20 protein-coding genes and 1 pseudogene are annotated in these 16,575 nt (G+C 66.6%); 9 read left to right on the forward strand and 12 right to left on the reverse strand.

The features are described 5' to 3' along the window. Positions 1 to 12 precede the first annotated feature (12 nt). Positions 13 to 1,590 (reverse strand): cisplatin damage response ATP-dependent DNA ligase, encoded by a 1,578-nt coding sequence (locus tag O3305_RS17100; protein WP_269576549.1) that lies wholly within the window; start codon positions 1,588 to 1,590, stop codon positions 13 to 15. A gap of 49 nt (positions 1,591 to 1,639) precedes the next feature. Here O3305_RS17100 and O3305_RS17105 point away from each other — a divergent pair, with 49 nt between their 5' ends. Both O3305_RS17105 and O3305_RS17110 read left to right on the forward strand, forming a co-directional pair. After that, entirely contained in the window at positions 1,640 to 2,485 is an 846-nt protein-coding gene (locus O3305_RS17105) for a metallophosphoesterase (protein WP_269573608.1), read from the forward strand. A 34-nt stretch (positions 2,486 to 2,519) separates the two neighbouring features. Then, on the forward strand, positions 2,520 to 2,849 hold the full coding sequence (locus O3305_RS17110; RefSeq protein WP_269573609.1) for a hypothetical protein: 330 nt from the start codon (positions 2,520 to 2,522) through the stop codon (positions 2,847 to 2,849). Between the two features lie 61 nt (positions 2,850 to 2,910). On the opposite strand, the gene O3305_RS17115 is transcribed toward O3305_RS17110, so the two are convergent. Together O3305_RS17115 and O3305_RS17120 are read right to left on the reverse strand one after the other, a co-directional pair. Further along, complete coding sequence (locus O3305_RS17115) at positions 2,911 to 3,408, reverse strand: Dps family protein (protein WP_184162360.1); 498 nt, start codon at positions 3,406 to 3,408, stop codon at positions 2,911 to 2,913. A 96-nt stretch (positions 3,409 to 3,504) separates the two neighbouring features. Continuing rightward, on the reverse strand, positions 3,505 to 4,068 hold the full coding sequence (locus O3305_RS17120; protein WP_269573610.1) for a TMEM165/GDT1 family protein: 564 nt from the start codon (positions 4,066 to 4,068) through the stop codon (positions 3,505 to 3,507). Between the two features lie 174 nt (positions 4,069 to 4,242). On the opposite strand from O3305_RS17120, the gene rpmG reads away from it, so the two are divergent. Beyond that, positions 4,243 to 4,410 (forward strand): 50S ribosomal protein L33, encoded by a 168-nt coding sequence (gene rpmG, locus O3305_RS17125; protein WP_025560997.1) that lies wholly within the window; start codon positions 4,243 to 4,245, stop codon positions 4,408 to 4,410. 154 nt (positions 4,411 to 4,564) lie between these two features. On the opposite strand, the pseudogene O3305_RS17130 reads toward rpmG, so the two are convergent. Beyond that, positions 4,565 to 4,924: pseudogene (locus tag O3305_RS17130) on the reverse strand (response regulator); the annotation flags it as partial. A gap of 37 nt (positions 4,925 to 4,961) precedes the next feature. On the opposite strand from O3305_RS17130, the gene O3305_RS17135 reads away from it, so the two are divergent. The 4 genes from O3305_RS17135 to O3305_RS17150 all read left to right on the forward strand — a co-directional run bounded on the left by O3305_RS17135 (position 4,962) and on the right by O3305_RS17150 (position 7,380). Continuing rightward, a complete protein-coding gene (locus tag O3305_RS17135) occupies positions 4,962 to 5,228 on the forward strand; it encodes a DUF3572 domain-containing protein (protein ID WP_184162350.1) in 267 nt (88 codons plus the stop codon). Continuing rightward, a complete protein-coding gene (locus O3305_RS17140) occupies positions 5,225 to 5,860 on the forward strand; it encodes an HAD family hydrolase (protein ID WP_269573611.1) in 636 nt (211 codons plus the stop codon). Before O3305_RS17135 ends, O3305_RS17140 begins: the two co-directional genes overlap by 4 nt. Positions 5,861 to 5,868: 8 nt before the next feature. Beyond that, a complete protein-coding gene (locus O3305_RS17145; RefSeq protein ID WP_269573612.1) occupies positions 5,869 to 6,333 on the forward strand; it encodes a RidA family protein in 465 nt (154 codons plus the stop codon). Positions 6,334 to 6,585: 252 nt separating this feature from the next. Beyond that, positions 6,586 to 7,380, forward strand: coding sequence for a TorF family putative porin (locus O3305_RS17150; protein WP_184162341.1), 795 nt, complete (start codon positions 6,586 to 6,588; stop codon positions 7,378 to 7,380). Positions 7,381 to 7,494: 114 nt separating this feature from the next. Here the strand turns inward: O3305_RS17150 and O3305_RS17155 are convergent, their stop codons facing one another. The 3 genes from O3305_RS17155 to ileS are packed head-to-tail and all read right to left on the reverse strand — an operon-like array spanning position 7,495 to position 11,289. Continuing rightward, the gene (locus O3305_RS17155) at positions 7,495 to 7,908 is read right to left on the reverse strand and encodes a DUF3035 domain-containing protein (RefSeq protein ID WP_184162338.1); all 414 of its coding nucleotides are present in this window, start codon (positions 7,906 to 7,908) and stop codon (positions 7,495 to 7,497) included. After that, a complete protein-coding gene (gene lspA, locus O3305_RS17160; RefSeq protein ID WP_342251563.1) occupies positions 7,901 to 8,470 on the reverse strand; it encodes a signal peptidase II in 570 nt (189 codons plus the stop codon). The genes O3305_RS17155 and lspA overlap by 8 nt, the downstream gene beginning before the upstream one ends. Next, positions 8,467 to 11,289: an isoleucine--tRNA ligase gene (gene ileS, locus O3305_RS17165; protein WP_269573614.1), complete on the reverse strand. Its 2,823-nt coding sequence runs from the start codon at positions 11,287 to 11,289 to the stop codon at positions 8,467 to 8,469. The genes lspA and ileS overlap by 4 nt, the downstream gene beginning before the upstream one ends. A 107-nt stretch (positions 11,290 to 11,396) precedes the next feature. On the opposite strand from ileS, the gene O3305_RS17170 reads away from it, so the two are divergent. Continuing rightward, positions 11,397 to 11,621 (forward strand): hypothetical protein, encoded by a 225-nt coding sequence (locus tag O3305_RS17170; RefSeq protein WP_269573615.1) that lies wholly within the window; start codon positions 11,397 to 11,399, stop codon positions 11,619 to 11,621. Here O3305_RS17170 and O3305_RS17175 read toward each other — a convergent pair. The 4 genes from O3305_RS17175 to O3305_RS17190 all read right to left on the reverse strand — a co-directional run bounded on the left by O3305_RS17175 (position 11,618) and on the right by O3305_RS17190 (position 15,309). Then, on the reverse strand, positions 11,618 to 12,541 hold the full coding sequence (locus O3305_RS17175) for a bifunctional riboflavin kinase/FAD synthetase (protein ID WP_269573616.1): 924 nt from the start codon (positions 12,539 to 12,541) through the stop codon (positions 11,618 to 11,620). The genes O3305_RS17170 and O3305_RS17175 overlap by 4 nt on opposite strands. Positions 12,542 to 12,740: 199 nt before the next feature. Continuing rightward, complete coding sequence (locus O3305_RS17180; RefSeq protein ID WP_269573617.1) at positions 12,741 to 13,913, reverse strand: dipeptidase; 1,173 nt, start codon at positions 13,911 to 13,913, stop codon at positions 12,741 to 12,743. Next, positions 13,910 to 14,380, reverse strand: coding sequence for a dihydrofolate reductase (locus O3305_RS17185; RefSeq protein WP_269576550.1), 471 nt, complete (start codon positions 14,378 to 14,380; stop codon positions 13,910 to 13,912). The genes O3305_RS17180 and O3305_RS17185 overlap by 4 nt, the downstream gene beginning before the upstream one ends. A 134-nt stretch (positions 14,381 to 14,514) precedes the next feature. Then, on the reverse strand, positions 14,515 to 15,309 hold the full coding sequence (locus tag O3305_RS17190; protein WP_269573618.1) for a thymidylate synthase: 795 nt from the start codon (positions 15,307 to 15,309) through the stop codon (positions 14,515 to 14,517). Between the two features lie 141 nt (positions 15,310 to 15,450). Between O3305_RS17190 and O3305_RS17195 the strand changes: the two genes are divergently transcribed. Continuing rightward, positions 15,451 to 15,849: a JAB domain-containing protein gene (locus tag O3305_RS17195; protein WP_269573619.1), complete on the forward strand. Its 399-nt coding sequence runs from the start codon at positions 15,451 to 15,453 to the stop codon at positions 15,847 to 15,849. Here the strand turns inward: O3305_RS17195 and O3305_RS17200 are convergent. After that, entirely contained in the window at positions 15,835 to 16,575 is a 741-nt protein-coding gene (locus tag O3305_RS17200) for a class I SAM-dependent methyltransferase (RefSeq protein ID WP_446746023.1), read from the reverse strand. The two genes, O3305_RS17195 and O3305_RS17200, sit on opposite strands and share 15 nt — an antisense overlap.

Raw genomic sequence — 16,575 nt, forward strand, 5'->3', positions numbered from 1 at the left:
CGCGAGACTGGCTCAGGTGGCGAGCTTGCGCAACGTCTCGATCGTATCTGCTTCGCTGGCGGGCTTGTCGTTGCGGATCCGGCTGATCCGGGGGAAGCGCATCGCCAGGCCGGACTTGTGCCGCTTCGATTCGTGGATCGAATCGAAGGCGACTTCGAGGACGAGGCTCTTGTCGGTCTCGCGCACCGGGCCGAAGCGGTTGACCGTGTGGTTGCGCACATGGCGATCGAGCCATTTCAGCTCCTCGTCGGTGAAGCCGAAATAGGCTTTCCCCACGGGCAGCAGCTCGCCTTCCGGCGTCCAGGCGCCGAAAGTATAGTCGGAATAGAAGCTGCTGCGCTTGCCCGAGCCGCGCTGGGCATACATCAGCACGCAATCGGCGATCAGCGGATCGCGCTTCCATTTGTACCAGAGCCCGGCGCGGCGCCCGGCGACATAGGGCGATGTGCGGCGCTTGAGCATCACCCCTTCGATGGCGGCATCGCGGGCGCCGGCGCGAATCTCCTCCAGCGCGGCGAAGTCCGCGGCCTCGATCACCGCGGAAAGATCGAAGCGCTCGGGATCGAGACGAGGGACGAAGGCTTCGAGCCGGGTGCGGCGCGCGCTCCAGGGAAGCTCGCGCAGGTCCTCGTCGCCATCGAACAGGATGTCGTAGAGGCGGACGAAGGCGGGATAGTCGGCGAGCGTCCTGGCGCTCACCGCCTTGCGGCCGAGGCGCTGCTGGAGGGCGTTGAAGCTGGCTGCTTCGCCGCCCTGGAACTCGCCCTTCACCAGCAATTCGCCGTCGAGCACGCCGGGCGTGGCGAAGCTGGCGGCGACTTCGGGGAAGCTGTGGGTGATGTCGTCGCCGGCGCGGCTGTAGAGCCGGGTCTCGCCGGCGACATGGACGAGCTGGACGCGGATGCCGTCCCATTTCCACTCGGCGGCATAGTCGGCCAGATCGACGCTCTCGGCCTCGAGCGGATGGGCGAGCATGAAGGGGCGGAACACCGGCACGTTGCGCGTGGTCGGCTGTTCGCCGCGCCCCTCGGCCCAGTCGAACAGCGTTTGATAGGGCGGGGTCAGGCCGTGCCAGACTTCCTCCACCGCATCGACGTCCAGTCCGAAGGCCTGGGCGAGCGCGGTCTTGGCGAGCCGCGCGGAGATGCCGACGCGCAGCGCGCCGGTGGCGAGCTTGAGCAGGGCGAAGCGTTCGTCCGCCTCCAGCCGGTCGAGCATCGCGGCGAGGGCTGCGGGAGCGTCGGACTTCGAGATGCTCCCGAGCGTGGCGATCACCTGGGAGACGGTGAGTGGTGCGCTATCCTCGGGCGGGGGCACCGGCTCGGGCCAGAGCAAGGCGATCGTCTCGGCCGAATCGCCGACGAAGTCGCGGCTCATCGCATAGAGCACCGGATCGACCCGCGCCTCGATCAGCGCGCGGAGCAGGGCGGGCTTCACCGCGGGCAGGTCGAGCGTGCCGGTAAGCGCCGCCATCGCCCAGCCGCGGTCCGGATCGGGGGTGGCGCGGAGATAGTCGCCGATCAGCTTGAGCTTGGCGTTGCGCGAGCGCGTGTAGATCAGGCTGTCGAGAAGATCGGCAAAGGCGCGCATGATGCGCCAACGCATAGCGCAGCCGATGCGCTCCCGTTACGATGTTCGCATGCGCATTCTCCTAGGCATCGCAGCGGGCATTGCCCTGCTCATCGCCCTCCTGGCCGGCTGGGGGTATCGCGAGGCGACTCGCGATCCGATCGTTCGCCGCGGCGAGGTGGCGATGCCGGGGCTGGAGCGGCCGATGAAGATCGTGCTGCTCAGCGACATCCATATCGGCACTGCCGCGATGGGCCCGGCGCGGCTGACGCGAATCGTCGGCCAGGTGAATGCACTGAAGCCGGACCTGGTGGTGATCGCGGGCGATTTCATCTTCGGCCACGATCCGGAAGGCGCCGCCAAGCTCGGACCGGCGATGATCGCGCCGCTGCGCCAGCTGCGCGCGCCGCTGGGCGTCACCGCGGTGCTTGGCAATCACGACTATTGGACGGGAGCCCAGGCGGTGCGCGAGCAGCTCGGCAGGGCCGGGATCACCGTGCTCGAGAATGACGCGGCATTGCGCGGGCCGATCGCACTGGGTGGGGTCAGCGATGATTTCTCGGGCCATGCCGATGTAGTGGCGACGCTGCGGGCGGCACGGGCGCTGGGCAAGCCGATCGTGCTGCTCACCCACTCGCCCGACATCGCGCCCGGCCTGCCCGCCGATGCGCGCCTGCTGCTTGCCGGGCATACCCATTGCGGCCAGGGCGTGGTGTTCGGTCACAATATCGCGCCGCCGGTCAGCCGCTACGGCACGCGCTATCGCTGCGGGCTGGTGCGCGAGGGCGCGCGGACCGTTGTGGTCACCGGTGGCCTCGGCGCGAGCGGGGTTTCGCTGCGCATCGGCGCGCCGCCCGATCTATGGCTGCTTACACTCGTGCCAGTTGCAATGGCGCCGACACGAAAAGCGGGTTAGGCTCACCGCTCCACCACCGGAGGGGACTCCCGTAATGAAGCTTATCCTTACTGCCGCCGCGCTTGCCTGCGCGCCTGCCGCTGCCTTTGCCCAGACCGCGCCGGCACCGGCGACGACCCCGGCACCCGCCGCGGCGCCGGTTGCTGCCGCCAAGTTCAGCGCCGACACGCCGATCGAAACGCTGTTCGCCAACGAAGCGGCCAAGGCGGTGCTGGTCGCCGACGGCCTGGGCGATGTCGAGAAGCACCCGGCCTATGACCAGTTCAAGGCGATGAGCTTCCGCGCCGTGCAGCCCTTCTCCGAAGGCAAGATCACCGACGAACTGCTCGCCAAGCTCGACACGGATCTCGCCAAGGTCAAGTGACGTGAAAAGGGGCCGGCCTCTCGCGAGTCCGGCCCCTTTCCGATTCTGCCGCCTTGGGCGATCAGCCCTTGCGCGAAGCCTCGAACAGGAACCAGGCGCGCTCCTCGGCCTGGTCGGTCCATTCGTCGACGATCCCGCTGGTCGCATTGTCGCCGGCATCTTCGGCAGCCTGCTTCACCACGCGGAAGCTCTCGACCAGCTTGAGATTGTCCTCGCGCAGCTCGGCGAGCATGTCGCCGGGCGCGACGTAATCCGCATCATTGTCGGTCAGCGTCTGGCGGCGCGCGATGTCGCCGATCGAGCGCAGCGTGATGTTGCCGGTCTTGCGCACGCGCTCGGCGATCGCATCGGTGATGCCGTAGATCTGCGCTGCCTGGTCATCGAGGAGCAGGTGATAGTCGCGGAAATGCGGGCCCGACACGTGCCAATGGAAGTTCTTGGTCTTGAAATAGAGCGCGAAGCAGTCCGCCAGCGCGCTGTTCAGCGCATCGGCGACACTCCTGGTGTCGTTGCGGTTGAGGTCGGTGGGGGTGCGGAGCGCCGCGTTCGTGTCAGCCATATCTTCCTCCCGGATAATCGGTTCGCAGGGTCAACGAACGGGATATAGGGACGGCTCCGTGCGATGCACTTGCAATTTGCCGATCTCAGAAATCGATCAGGTCAAACGGAGCGCGTTCACGCCGATCCAGCATCCGGCGACCAGGAAGGCGATGCCGCTGAGGATGCGCAGCCAGCGTAGCGGCGCGTCGCGCCAGACCCGCTCGCCGAGCACTGCGGCGACAAAGGCGACCGCGAAGCTGGCGATCGAGGCGCCCGCCGCGGCGAACCAGGGCTGGCCGCCGGTCGACAGCGCCAGGGTGAAGAAGGGCGTGCGCTCGCCGAAGGACAGGATCAGCACGCCCAGCAGCGCGGTGAAGAAGGAGCCGAGCTTCCAGCTGCTAAGCCGGTCCGGCGTCTTGCCCGATCCGATCGCACCCAGTGCGCCGAAGATCAGCGCGAGGGCCAGCAGCAGGGACTTGGCGTTGGGCGTCATCATCGGCGCCATGAAGGTGGCGGCGCCCGCCGCGATGAAATTGCCGGTCGCATGGGCGAGCCCCGCCGCGATCGCGACGGTGAGTGGCCGCCCATAACGATCGGAGAGAATCGCGGTGAGCAACGCCGGCTTGTCGCAAAGCTGGGTGATGGCGGCCAGCAGGAAGGCCGGGACCAGAGCTTCCATGGCACTTCCCTTTCGCCGGATATTGTGGCGGGCCAGGGTTAAACCCGCGTGAAGCATCCGGCGATGGGCACCCAGCCTTGACTTTTGATGGAGAATCGCACAGGTGCCCGCGTCTGGCAGCGGTGCGCTCAGCGTGCCGCTCTTTTCTTTTACAAGATTCAAGGGTTACGGGTCATGGCCAAGCCGACCACTGTCAAGATCAAGCTCGTCAGCACGGCGGACACGGGTTTCTTCTACGTCACGAAGAAGAATCCGCGTACCCAGACCGAGAAGTTCTCGTTCCGCAAGTACGACCCGGTCGTGCGCAAGCATGTCGAGTTCAAGGAAGCCAAGATCAAGTAAGCCAGGCGTCAAGCCTGCCTTGCCCCCGCTTCGCGCGGGGGATTGATCAGAAGAGAAGCCCCGGGCCCTTAGGCTGCGGGGCTTCTTCTGTGCCCGTTTCCGGTGCTTCAGGCGCGGGTTCCGGCGCTGTGGGGGCTGCAGGCGCTTCGGCCGGCATCAGCGCGCGCACTTCTTCCATGAAGCGCACCAGGCTGATCGGCTTGGAAACATAGGCGTTGGCGCCCGCCGCGCGAATCCGCTCCTCGTCCTCGCGCCCCGCATAGGCGGTAACCGCCATGATCGGGATGGCGCGCAGCTGCGAATCGCGCTTCATGTGCTGGATGATCTCGAGGCCGGTGATGTGCGGCATCTGGATGTCCATCACCACCAGCTGCGGATCGAACTCGCGCGCGCGCGTCACCGCCTCGCGGCCGTCGCGCACCGGCTCGGCTTCGAACTGGTGCGCGCGCAGCAGGTCGCAGAACAGCTTCAGATTGAGTTCGTTGTCCTCGACAACGAGCACCCTTTTTGCCACGCGCTACCCCCAGGATCCAATTTGGGCGATGTAGGCTATGGCGAGCGCGGAAACAAATGCGGAAGCGCTGGCGCTGCAGGCACTTGTCTGGACCCTGGGCGACGAATCGCGGGCCCGGCGCCTGCTCGACCTGACCGGGCTCGAACCTTCGGACCTGCGCGCGCGTGCCGGCGACGCGGTGGTGCTCGCCGCCACCCTGTCCTTCCTCGAATCATACGAGCCCGACCTTGTCGCCTGCGCCGAGGCACTCGAAATAAGCCCCGAACAACTGGTCGCCGCCCGGGCGATACTGGAACGTGCATGAAACCGCTGCTGATCACCGATTGCGATGAAGTCCTGCTCCACATGGTCCGCCATTTCGGCACCTGGCTGGGGGAGACGCATGACATAGACTTCACGCCCGATGGCGCGGATTTCGCCAATTCGATGCGCCGGCGCAGCGATTCGTCGGTGATCCAGCGCGAGGAGATGTGGGGTCTGCTCGACGGCTTCTTCCCCGCCGAGATGGAGCGCCAGACGCTGGTGCCGCATGCCCGCGAGGCGCTGGCCGCGCTTTCGGAGCGCGCCAATATCGTGGTGCTGACCAACCTCCAGGATCATTGCCGTGAGCATCGTATCGCCCAGCTGGCGACTCATGGCATCGCGCACCGGGTGGAGTGCAACCAGGGTGGCAAGGGCTCGCCCGTCGCGCGGCTGATCGAGGAATTCGCGCCCACCGTCGCAGTGTTCGTCGATGATCTTGCCGTGCACCACGAATCGGTGGCGAAGCATGCGCCCGAGGTGTTCCGCCTGCACATGGTCGCCGAGCCGAGCCTGGCGCCGAGCGTCGTGCCGGCGCCGCACGCCCATGCCCGAATCGACGACTGGCTGGTGGCACGCGACTGGATCGAAGCGCGCTTCGACGCAGGCTTGACCGCCGACGCGGCGAGTGGTTGAGCAGGGGCATGACCACGCATGTCGCCCGCAAGCTCGAAGAGCTTGGCCTCACCCTTCCCGAAGCCGCGGCACCGGTTGCCGCCTATGTGCCGGTGGTGGAGGCGAATGGCCTGCTCCATATCTCCGGCCAGCTTCCCTTCAAGGACGGCGCGCTGATGGCCGGCCGGCTGGGCGAGGACCGCGACCTGGCATTCGGTACCGAAGCCGCGCAGCGCTGTGCCCTGATGCTCGTTGCGCAGATCCAGAAGTATCTGGACGGTGACATCTCGCGGGTCGAGCGAATCGTGAAGCTCGGCGTGTTCGTGAACTCGGCGGCCGATTTCACCGACCAGCCCAAGGTCGCCAATGGCGCTTCGGAACTGATGCAGGCGCTGTTCGGCGATGCCGGCAAGCATGCCCGCAGCGCGGTGGGCGTGCCCACCCTGCCGCTTGGTGCGGCGGTCGAAGTGGACGCGATCGTCCAGATCCGCTGATTTTACCGTAGCTTGGCATAGGGCCTGCCCGCTTGCGCGGGTGGGCCTTTTTCATGTGCGCGCGGCCGCCTGTTGCTGGTCAGCAACAGTTCGTCACGATCCCGTGACGGAACAGCAATTAATGTTGTGCGGTGCAGCGGCGCCCGTCTAGAAACAGGGCGTACCCGCAAGCAGCGCAGGCTCTCGAGCCGCATGACGCCGCACCGGGCGCAGCAGGCGGGAACCCTTTTGAATAAACGGGAAGGGTATTCCATGCGCTACACCATGATCAGCCTCGCCGCTCTTGCTGCAGCTGTCGCAGCCACCCCCGCGATGGCCCAGGATCAGACCGATCCGGCACCTGCCGTGACGATCAGCGGCAGCGTCGCCGTCGTCAGCGACTACAAGTTCCGCGGCATCTCGCAGACCGACGGCAATTTCGCCGTGCAGGGCGGCATCACCATCAGCCACGCATCCGGCTTCTATGTCTCGGCCTGGGGCTCGTCGATCGATGACTATGTCACCGTGCACGGCACCGCCCATCAGGAACTCGACCTGATCGCCGGCTACAAGCATGCCTTCGACGGCGGCGTCACCGTCGATGTCGGCGCGCTCTACTATGTCTATCCGGGCACGCGTCCCGGCTTCACCGGCGACAAGAGCGCTTCGGACTTCATCGAGCCCTATGCCTCGGTCTCCTATGCGATCGGCCCGGTCACCGGGAAGGTCACCGGCAACTATGCGCCGAAGCAGAAGGCGCTGGCGATCGACCAGGGCCAGACCGGTCTCCTGAAGAAGGAAGACAATTTCTACCTGGCCGGCGACCTTTCGGTAGCGATCCCGAAGACGCCGATCGGCCTCACCGCCCATCTCGGCCACACCTGGGGTCCGAGCTGGCTGTCGGGTCCGACCGACGAGTATACCGACTGGGGCGTGGGCGCGACCTTCACCTACAAGTCGCTCACTTTCGGTGTGAACTATGTCGACACCGACACGACCTTCATCACGCCGAGCAGCAAGGACGCGGCCAAGGGCGGCATCCTCGGCTCGGTGAGCGTCGCCTTCTAATTCGGTTGGGGGGAAGGGGAGCGCCCCGGGCGCTCCCCGCCATAGGGAAAGGCCGGCCTGCAGGGGGATGCAGGCCGGCCTTTCTTGTTTCGTGCGCTTGAGGAGCAGTGCCGCTTATTGCGGCGTGCTGGCCTTGGCATCCTTGCCGTCGCCTTCCGGCGCCGCGACGATGTCGCGGGTGGTGGTGCCCTTGTCGACCACGCTGGTGCCCGGGCTGCCTGCGGTCGAGCGCGCGCCGACATCGGCGCCGGTGCTGCCCGACTGGTCCATGACTGCCTGCTCGCCGGGGCTGCGCGCTGCCGAGCCGCCGAACATCGCGTCGAGCGCCTGGTTGGCCGGGTTGCCTTCCTGCGGACGCGGGGCGCCCGGCTGCGGCGGCACCAGCGCGAAATCGGGCGGGATCACCAGCGGCGCCTGGCGCGCGACGGCGAACTCGTCGGGACGCGCCCGGTCATAACCCTTCTTGCCGCAAGCGGAGAGCGAGGCCGCAAGCGCGATCGCGCTCACGATGGTAACGGTCTTACGCATTGACTTCATTCTCCACAGCGGCCGGGCTTTCGCCTGCGGCCTTATCGCGCACGAGGAGCGCGCGGATCAACAGGATCAGCACGCCGATGGTAATCGCCGCATCGGCGACGTTGAAGACCAAAAACGGGCGCCATGTCCCGAAATGCAGGTCGGCGAAATCGACGACGAAGCCGAGCCGGGCCCGGTCGAGGATGTTGCCGAGCGCGCCGCCCAGCACCATGCCGAGCGCGCAGACATCGGGCAGCTTCTTCTCGCGGAACATCCACCAGATCACGCCCGCGGCGATCGCGCCGGTGAGCACCACCAGCATCCAGCGCGTCGCATCGCTGTTCGCGGCGAACAGGCCGAGCGACACGCCGATATTGGCGACGAAGCGCAGGTCGAAGATCGGCAGCACTTCCTGGACATGGTTGAGCCCGTCCAGGCCGAGCTTCTGCTGGATCAGGGTCTGGACGAACGCCAGGTCGACGCCGAGCGCGCGCACGACCAGCAGCTTCGTCACCTGATCGATGACGAAAACAAGGGCCGCCACGGCGAAGCCGATTCCACGAGTCACGTTCATTCCACCACCCCGGCACAGCGGTCGCACAAGGCGCCGTCCTGCGCAACTTCCGGGAGATGCCGCCAACAGCGGCCGCATTTATGGCGCTGGGTGGGCACGACCGTGACCGCATCACCTTTGCTCACCTTCGAGACGATGAACAGCTCGGTGAGATCCGCTTCCGATGCCGGCAGCACCGGCACGGTCACTTCGGCCTCGAGGCTGGAGCGCACCTGCTTCTCGCGGCGATAGGGTTCGATCGCTTCGGTCACCTGCTGGCGGAGCTGGCGGATCGCGGTCCAGTCGCTCTCGACCGAGGCACCTTCCGGCAACACCGGCCATTCGAGCATGTGGACCGATTCGTCCTCGCTCGGGAAGCGGGCCTGCCACACTTCCTCGGCCGTGAAGGCGAGGATCGGCGCGGCGTAGCGGACCAGCGCGTGGAACAGCGTGTCGAGCACGGTGCGATAGGCACGGCGCTTGGCCGAGCTCTCCGCCTCGCAATAGAGGCAGTCCTTGCGGATATCGAAGAAGAAGGCCGAGAGGTCTTCGTTCATGAAGTCCGTCAGCGCGCGGCTGTAGCGGTTGAACTCGAAGCCGTCCGCAGCGCCGCGCAACTCGGCATCGAGCTCAGCCAGCTTGGCCAGGATATAGCGCTCCAGCTCGGGCATTTCGGCCACGGGCAGGCGCTCCGCCTCGCTGAACCCGTCGAGCGCGCCGAGCAGGTAGCGGAAGGTGTTGCGGATCTTGCGATACGCATCGCCGGTGCCGGCAAGCACTTCCTTGCCGATGCGGACGTCCTCGAAATAATCGGTCTGCGCGACCCAGAGGCGCAGGATGTCCGCGCCGCTCTCGCCGATGATCTTGAGCGGATCGACGACATTGCCGAGCGACTTGGACATCTTGCGGCCATTGCCGTCGAGCGCGAAGCCGTGGGTCAGCACCGCGTCATAGGGCGCCCGGCCGCGCGTGCCCGAGCTTTCGAGCAGCGACGACTGGAACCAGCCGCGATGCTGGTCCGAACCTTCGAGATACAGGTCCGCACGGGTGCCGGCGCCGTAGCGCGCCTCGATCACGAAGCTGTGGGTCGAGCCCGAATCGAACCAGACGTCGAGAATGTCGGTGATCACCTCATAGTGCGCGAGATCATACTTCTCGCCCAGCAGCTGCTGGTGATCGGCCTGGAACCAGGCATCCGCGCCGCCGGTCTCGAAGGCATTGAGGATGCGGGCGTTGACCTCCGGATCGCGGAGATATTCGCCGGTTTGGCGGTGGACATAGAGCGCGATCGGCACGCCCCAGGCGCGCTGGCGGCTGATCACCCAGTCCGGGCGCCCCTCGACCATCGCGCGGATGCGGTTCTGCGCCTTTTCAGGCACCCAGCGGGTATTCTCGATCGCATCGAGCGCGATCCCGCGCAGAGTGGCGCCGTTCGAAGCGGTCGCTTCGCGCGATTCGTCGTCCCAGCTCGTGTCGCGGGTGGCGCCGTTCGGGCGGTCCATGGGGATGAACCATTGCGGGGTGCAGCGGAAGATCACCTTGGCCTTGGAGCGCCAGCTATGCGGATAGCTGTGGGTGAAGTCGTCCGAGGCGGCGAGCAGTGCGCCGGCCTCTCGCAGATCGGTGCAGATCGGGCCGTCCGACGCGGTGAACTTCTTGTTGATCACCGATCCCTGGCCGCCGAGCCACAGCCAGTCCGGCCGGTACATGCCCGCCGCATCGACCGCGAACACCGGATCGATGCCATTGGCCTTGCAGAGCAGGAAGTCGTCCTCGCCATGGTCCGGCGCCATATGGACGAGACCGGTACCGGCATCGGTGGTGACGAAGTCGCCGGCGAGCAGCGGACGTGGCTTGGCGAAGAAGCCGCCGAGCTTGTGCATCGGGTGACGCGCGACGGCGCCTGCGAGCTGTGAGCCCGAAAAGCGGGTAACAGTCTCGTAGGAGCGCTCTTCTGCCGGCAGGGCCTTGGAGAAACGAGCAAGGCAGTCATACATCAACGCGTCTGCGGGGCCGGCCGCGACAATGAACTGGAATCCGTCATTGCGCTTGACGAGCAGGTACTCAACCTCTGGCCCATAGGCGAGCGCCTGGTTCACCGGGATCGTCCACGGCGTAGTCGTCCAGATTACCGCATGCGCGCCGACCAGCTCGGGGGCGTTCGGCGCCTCGGTGATCTCGAACGCCACATCGATCTGGGTCGAGGTGATGTCCTCATATTCGACTTCGGCCTCGGCCAGCGCGGTCTTCTCGACCGGCGACCACATCACCGGCTTGGCGCCGCGATAGAGCTGGCCGCTCTCGGCGAACTTGAGCAGCTCGCCGGCGATGATCGCCTCGCTCTCATAGTTCATCGTCAGATACGGGTTGGTCCAGTCGCCCATCACACCCAGCCGCTCGAACTGCTCGCGCTGCACGCCGACCCATTTCTCGGCATAGGCGCGGCATTCGGCGCGGAAGGCGACGGGATCGACTTCATCCTTGTTGAGCTTCTTGGCGCGGTAGGCTTCCTCGACCTTCCACTCGATCGGCAGGCCGTGGCAGTCCCAGCCCGGGATATAGGGCGCGTCCTTGCCCATCAGGCTCTGCGAGCGGACGATGATGTCCTTGAGGACCTTGTTCATCGCATGGCCCATGTGAATGTCGCCATTCGCATAGGGCGGGCCGTCGTGCAGGATGAAGCGGGTGCGGCCGGCACGCTGCGTGCGCAGCTTGTCGTACAGCCCGATCCTCGCCCAGCGATCGAGGATGGCAGGCTCCTTCTGGGCGAGGCCTGCCTTCATGGGGAACTCGGTCTTCGGAAGGAAGACGGTGTCGCGGTAGTCTTTTTCGTCGCTCATGAGTGCGCGGGAATTAGAGGAAGCCGCGCTCCATGCAAAGCAGATGTTGCGCGTGCGCTTAACCACCAATTTGGGGAACCCCGCGCGGGTTCGCGAGTCCCCTTTTCATGAACATTCCGGTCCAGAGCGTCGCTGGGCCCGGAGGCGGTGACGAGATTGCCGATCTGGCCGGGCATTATCTGCTGCTACCCGAGGCGGAGGGGCTGGCGCGGATCGACACGGAGATCGCCGCGGCCACTGCCGAATCGCGCTGGGACGACCTCAGCAAATGGCACCGCGTGCGCTTCCGGCTGATCCGGCTGCACCAGCTGGCGGTGCGCGATTCGCGCTAGCCCAGCAGCTCCCGTGCCTTTGCCGCGTCGGCGTCGATCTGTGCCTTGAGGGCATCGAGCGAATCGAACTTCGCCTCGGGGCGGAGATAGTCGATCAGCTGGACCTCGATGGTCTGACCGTAGAGGTCGCCCGAGAAATCGAAGAAATAGGGCTCGAGCAGCTCGACCGGCGGCTCGAAGGTCGGGCGGATGCCGAGGCTGGCGACGCCGCCGACCACGCGCCCGTCGGGCAGGCGTCCGCGCACCGCATAGATGCCATAGGCGGGGCGGAGATAGTTAGCGAGGCTGAGGTTCGCGGTCGGGAAGCCGAGCGTGCGGCCGACCTGGTCGCCGTGCTGGACAATGCCTTCGATCGCGAAGGGGCGGGTGAGCAGCCGGGCGGCCTCGGCCGGCCGGCCTTCGCGGAGATGGTCGCGGATGCGGCTCGACGAGACGGTCTCGCCGTCGAGCTTTACCGGCGCCACCGTCTCGGCCGAGAAACCGAGTTCGGCGCCGAGCGCGGCGAGGGTCGATACATCGCCCTCGCGGCCCTTGCCAAAGGTGAAGTCGCCGCCGGTGACCACGCCGCCGGCGCCGATCCGCTCGACCAGCCGCTCCGCGGCAAAACCGCGCGCGCTGAGTGCCGCCAGCTCGGCGTTGAACGGAAAGACCAGCATCGCATCGACGCCGGCTTCGGCGAGCAGGCGCTGGCGCTGGTCCATCGTGGTCAGGCGGAACCAGGGGCTGTCCGGGCGGAAATAGCGCTGGGGGTGCGGATCGAAGGTGCCGACGATCGCCGGCCGCCCCTCGGCGCGCGCACGCGCCACCGCATGGCCCACCACCGCCTGATGCCCCAGGTGAAATCCGTCGAAATTGCCGAGCGCGACGATCGCGCCCCGATAGCGGGGCGGGACTGCCGAGCCGCCGTCAAGCCGCTCCATCAGGCGGGCTATAGGGGGCGGGATTGGGTCTGCCAACATGCTGACCTACTCTCCCTCTCCCCTTGTGGGAGAGGGAGGGAGCCGACGCAGTCGGCGGAAGGGTGAGGGGGCAGGGGAGTGCGTCTCACTCCCCCTCATCCTTCCCACTCGGCTTCGCCTCGCGGGCCCATTCCTCTTCCCACAAGGGGAGAAGGAGTTTTCACTTCCCCGGCACGATCCCCGCGCGAATCACGCGCAGGACATTGCCGCCCATCACCTTGCGGATCTCGTCGGGGGAGAGGCCGGCATCGAGCAGCCCGCCGGTGATCGCGACAAGCTGCGACGAATCCCAGCCGGTAGTCACCGCGCCGTCGAAATCCGAGCCCAGGCCGACATGATCCACGCCGACCAGCTGGCGCACATGCAGGATCGCGCGGACGACATTGGCCGGCTCGGTGCCGCACACCGCCGCGTCCCAATAGCCGATGCCGACCACGCCACCGGTGCGCGCGACACCCTTGATCTCTTCGTCGGTCAGGTTGCGGTTGACCTTGCAGGTCGCCTGCACGCCGCCGTGGCTGGAGACGACCGGGCGCTTCGCCAGCCTGAGAATCTCGGCGACCGATTCGTGGCTCGAATGGGCGATGTCGACGATCATGCCGAGCTGCTCCATCCGCGCGAGCACCTGGCGGCCGAGCGGGGTAAGCCCGCCCTTCTTCATCCCGTGCATCGATCCGGCGACGTCATTGTCGAAGAAATGCGCGAGGCCCGCCATGCGGAAGCCCGCGGCATGGAGCTTGTCCAAATTGCCGATCTGGCCTTCCAGGTCCTGCAGCCCCTCGATCGAGAGCATGCCGCCGACGACCTTCCTGCCTGCCGCGCGATCGGCGAGCAGCTGGTCGAGCTCCTGCGGATTATGGATCACCCGCAGCTTGCCGTTCGAGCCGGCGGCGGCGCGATCGAGCTTTCGGGCATGGAACAGCGAGCGCTCGAGCAGCGAGGTCCAGGTCTTGGGTGGCTGGAGCTGGGCGATGGTCAGCAGGGTGATGTTGTCGGTGTCGCCCGAATTGGCGTCGTAATTCTGGTGCTTCGGCGTCTTGGTGACCGAGGAGAAGACCTGGAGCGCGACATTGCCTTCGAGCAGCCGGGGCAGGTCGACCTGGCCGGTGTTCGAGCGCTCGAGCAGGCTGCGGTTCCACATCAGCGTGTCGGCATGCATGTCGGCGATCTGGAGCGAGGCGTGGAGCGTCTTCACCGCGTCGCTCGGCTTGGCGAGCTTCGTCGGCACCACCTTGTTCATGCTGCCTTCGACGATCCCCGGGGCGAAGCCGAAAAAGCCGACCGCGGCCAGCACGAGGACGATCAATACGCCCCATAGGATCTTCTTCTTCATCCCGTCCGCTCCAGCGTCACGAAGCTGTAGGCAGGGCGCCCCGCTTCTTCCGGGAAATCCTCGCGCGCAACCTCGCGCCATTCAACCCCGAAAGCGGGGACATGCGCGTCCCCTTCCGGAGCGGCATGGACTTCGGTCAGCTCGATCCTGTCGGGCGTGAACAGCGCGAACACTTCCGCTCCGCCGATCACCGCGACGTCGCCGGGGCCGGCAAGCGCTAGCGCTTCCTCGGGCGAATGCGCGACTTCGGCACCTTCGGCCTGCCAGCCGCGATCACGGGTCAGCACGATATGACGCCGGCCGGGCAGGGGCGCGGGGAAGCTGTCGAAGGTCTTGCGCCCCATGATCATCGGCTTGCCCATGGTCTGCGCCTTGAAGCGTCTGAGATCGGCGGGCAGGCGCCACGGCAGCTGGTTGTTGACGCCGATCACGCCATTGTCGGCACGGGCAAGATGGAAGGAAATCACCTGCATCCGGCGACAGAAGCAGATGCGCCCCTGCATGGGAACCCGTCATGCTGAACTTGTTTCAGCATCCAACGCGCTACGGCTTCCCGGGGGGAGGGTTGGACCCTGAAACAAGTTCAGGGTGACGATTTCTCCTAAACCGCCACCGGCGCCTTGATGTGCGGCTGGGCGACGTAATCGTGAATCACGAAGTCCTCATATTCATAGGCATCGATCGAGCCCGGATTGCGCAGGATCTCCAGCCGCGGGATCGGGCCGGGCGTGCGGCTCAGCTGCTCGCGGGCTTGCTCCAGATGATTCGAATAGAGGTGGCAATCGCCGCCGGTCCACACGAAGTCGCCCACTTCCAGTCCCGCCTGCTGGGCGAGGAGATGGGTGAGCAGCGCATAGCTGGCGATGTTGAACGGCACGCCGAGGAAGATGTCGGCCGAGCGCTGGTAGAGCTGCAGGCTCAACTTGCCATTGGCGACATGGCATTGGAACAGGCAGTGGCACGGCGCCAGCGCCATGGCGTGGAGCTCGCCCGGGTTCCAGGCCGAGACGACCATGCGGCGCGAGCCGGGATTGGTCTTGAGCGTCTCGATCAGCTCCTTGATCTGGTCGATATGGCGGCCGTCCGCCGCTTCCCAGTCGCGCCACTGCTTGCCGTAGACGGGGCCGAGATCGCCATTCTCGTCTGCCCATTCGTCCCAGATGCTGACCTTGCGCTCCTGCAGCCACTTCACATTGGTGTCGCCGCGCAGGAACCACAGCAGCTCGATCAGGATCGAGCGCAGGTGCAGCTTCTTGGTGGTGAGCAGCGGGAAGCCCTGGCTGAGATCGAAGCGCATCTGGTGGCCGAACACGCTCAGCGTGCCGGTGCCGGTGCGGTCCATCTGCTCGGCGCCGGTGTTGAGCGCACGGGCCATCAAGTCGAGGTACTGCTGCATGGGCCGCAGCCTAGCCCTGCCTCCGCGCGAGGCCAAGCGGGCGAGACATATCCATTGTGGAGAAACCGCGCCTCTCCCCCACGGTCCGTTCCGGAGCGGATCGCGCTTCGGGCGGGCGGTATCGACTGGCACCCGGGCGGGATGCTGTTCGGTGCCGAGAAACCACCCCTGCGCCTGGCCGATAGCGAAGCGGCGGGCGCGCTGTTCGCCCCGTTGGCGGGCGAGCGGGTGGAAGTGATGGCCTTCGCCTATCTTGACCGGAGCCAGCAGGTGCTGGGCATGCGCCATGCCCGCTCGGCCTGGCGCGACCGGCTCAGCCTGCCGATCCGCGACATCGCGGCGGACGCGATCGCTTTCCGTGCCTTTGCCGTGGTGATGGCGCACAACCATCCGAGCGGCGATCCCACCCCCAGCCGTGCCGATCGCGAGGCGACCGACCGGCTGGCCCGCGCGCTCGATGTGCTGGGCGTGCGGCTGCTCGATCACCTGGTGGTCGCCGCTAAGGGCACCACCAGCTTCCGCAGCCTAGGGTTCCTTTGATTCTTCCTTGGGCAGCACCGCCGGCGTCGCGGTCTTGCCGCTCTTGCACGCGCGAATCGCGCTCGGCTCGGGGCGCTCGCCCCTTGCCTCGAAGATCGCGATATAGCCGCCGGCCGAGGGCATTGGCTTCATCGAGACCAAGACATAGCCGACCGCGGCGAACTCGCATTTGAGCAGCTCGGGCGGGGTGCCGTGGTCCTGGGTCGGGCGATTGGCGTCGACCACCACCGCCTGGCCGCCGGGGGCGAGCGCGGGGCGCAGCCGCCAGAGGAACTCATAGGGGCTCTCGATCTCGTGGTACATGTGGACCATGAGCACGCGGTCGAAGCTGTTCTCGGGCAGGCGCGGATCGGCGGGCAAGCCGAGGCGGACGCTGACATTGTCGAGCTTCTCGCGCAGCACGCGCGTGGCGAGATAGTCGCGCGTCTCGGGGACGATGTCCTCGGCGACAACGCGGCCCTTGTCGCCGACGCGTGCAGCCAGGCGGACGGTGTAATAGCCCTCGCCCGCGCCGATGTCCGCCACGGTCATGTCCGGCTTGATGCCGGCCAGGTCCATCACCTGGCCCGCTTCGTTGAGACGATCGCGCGCTTCCTCGGTCGACCAGCGCGGTGACAGGATGCCGGCCACCGGCCGGTCGGCAGCGGGGAAGCCGCTATTGGCCGCAGGGACGCCCTGTTCCTTGTTGTCGATCGCCACCGGCGCGCCGCTGCACGCCGCCAGCAT

Source organism: Sphingomonas sp. NIBR02145 (genome assembly GCF_027359115.1).
GTDB lineage: Bacteria > Pseudomonadota > Alphaproteobacteria > Sphingomonadales > Sphingomonadaceae > Sphingomonas > Sphingomonas kyeonggiensis_A.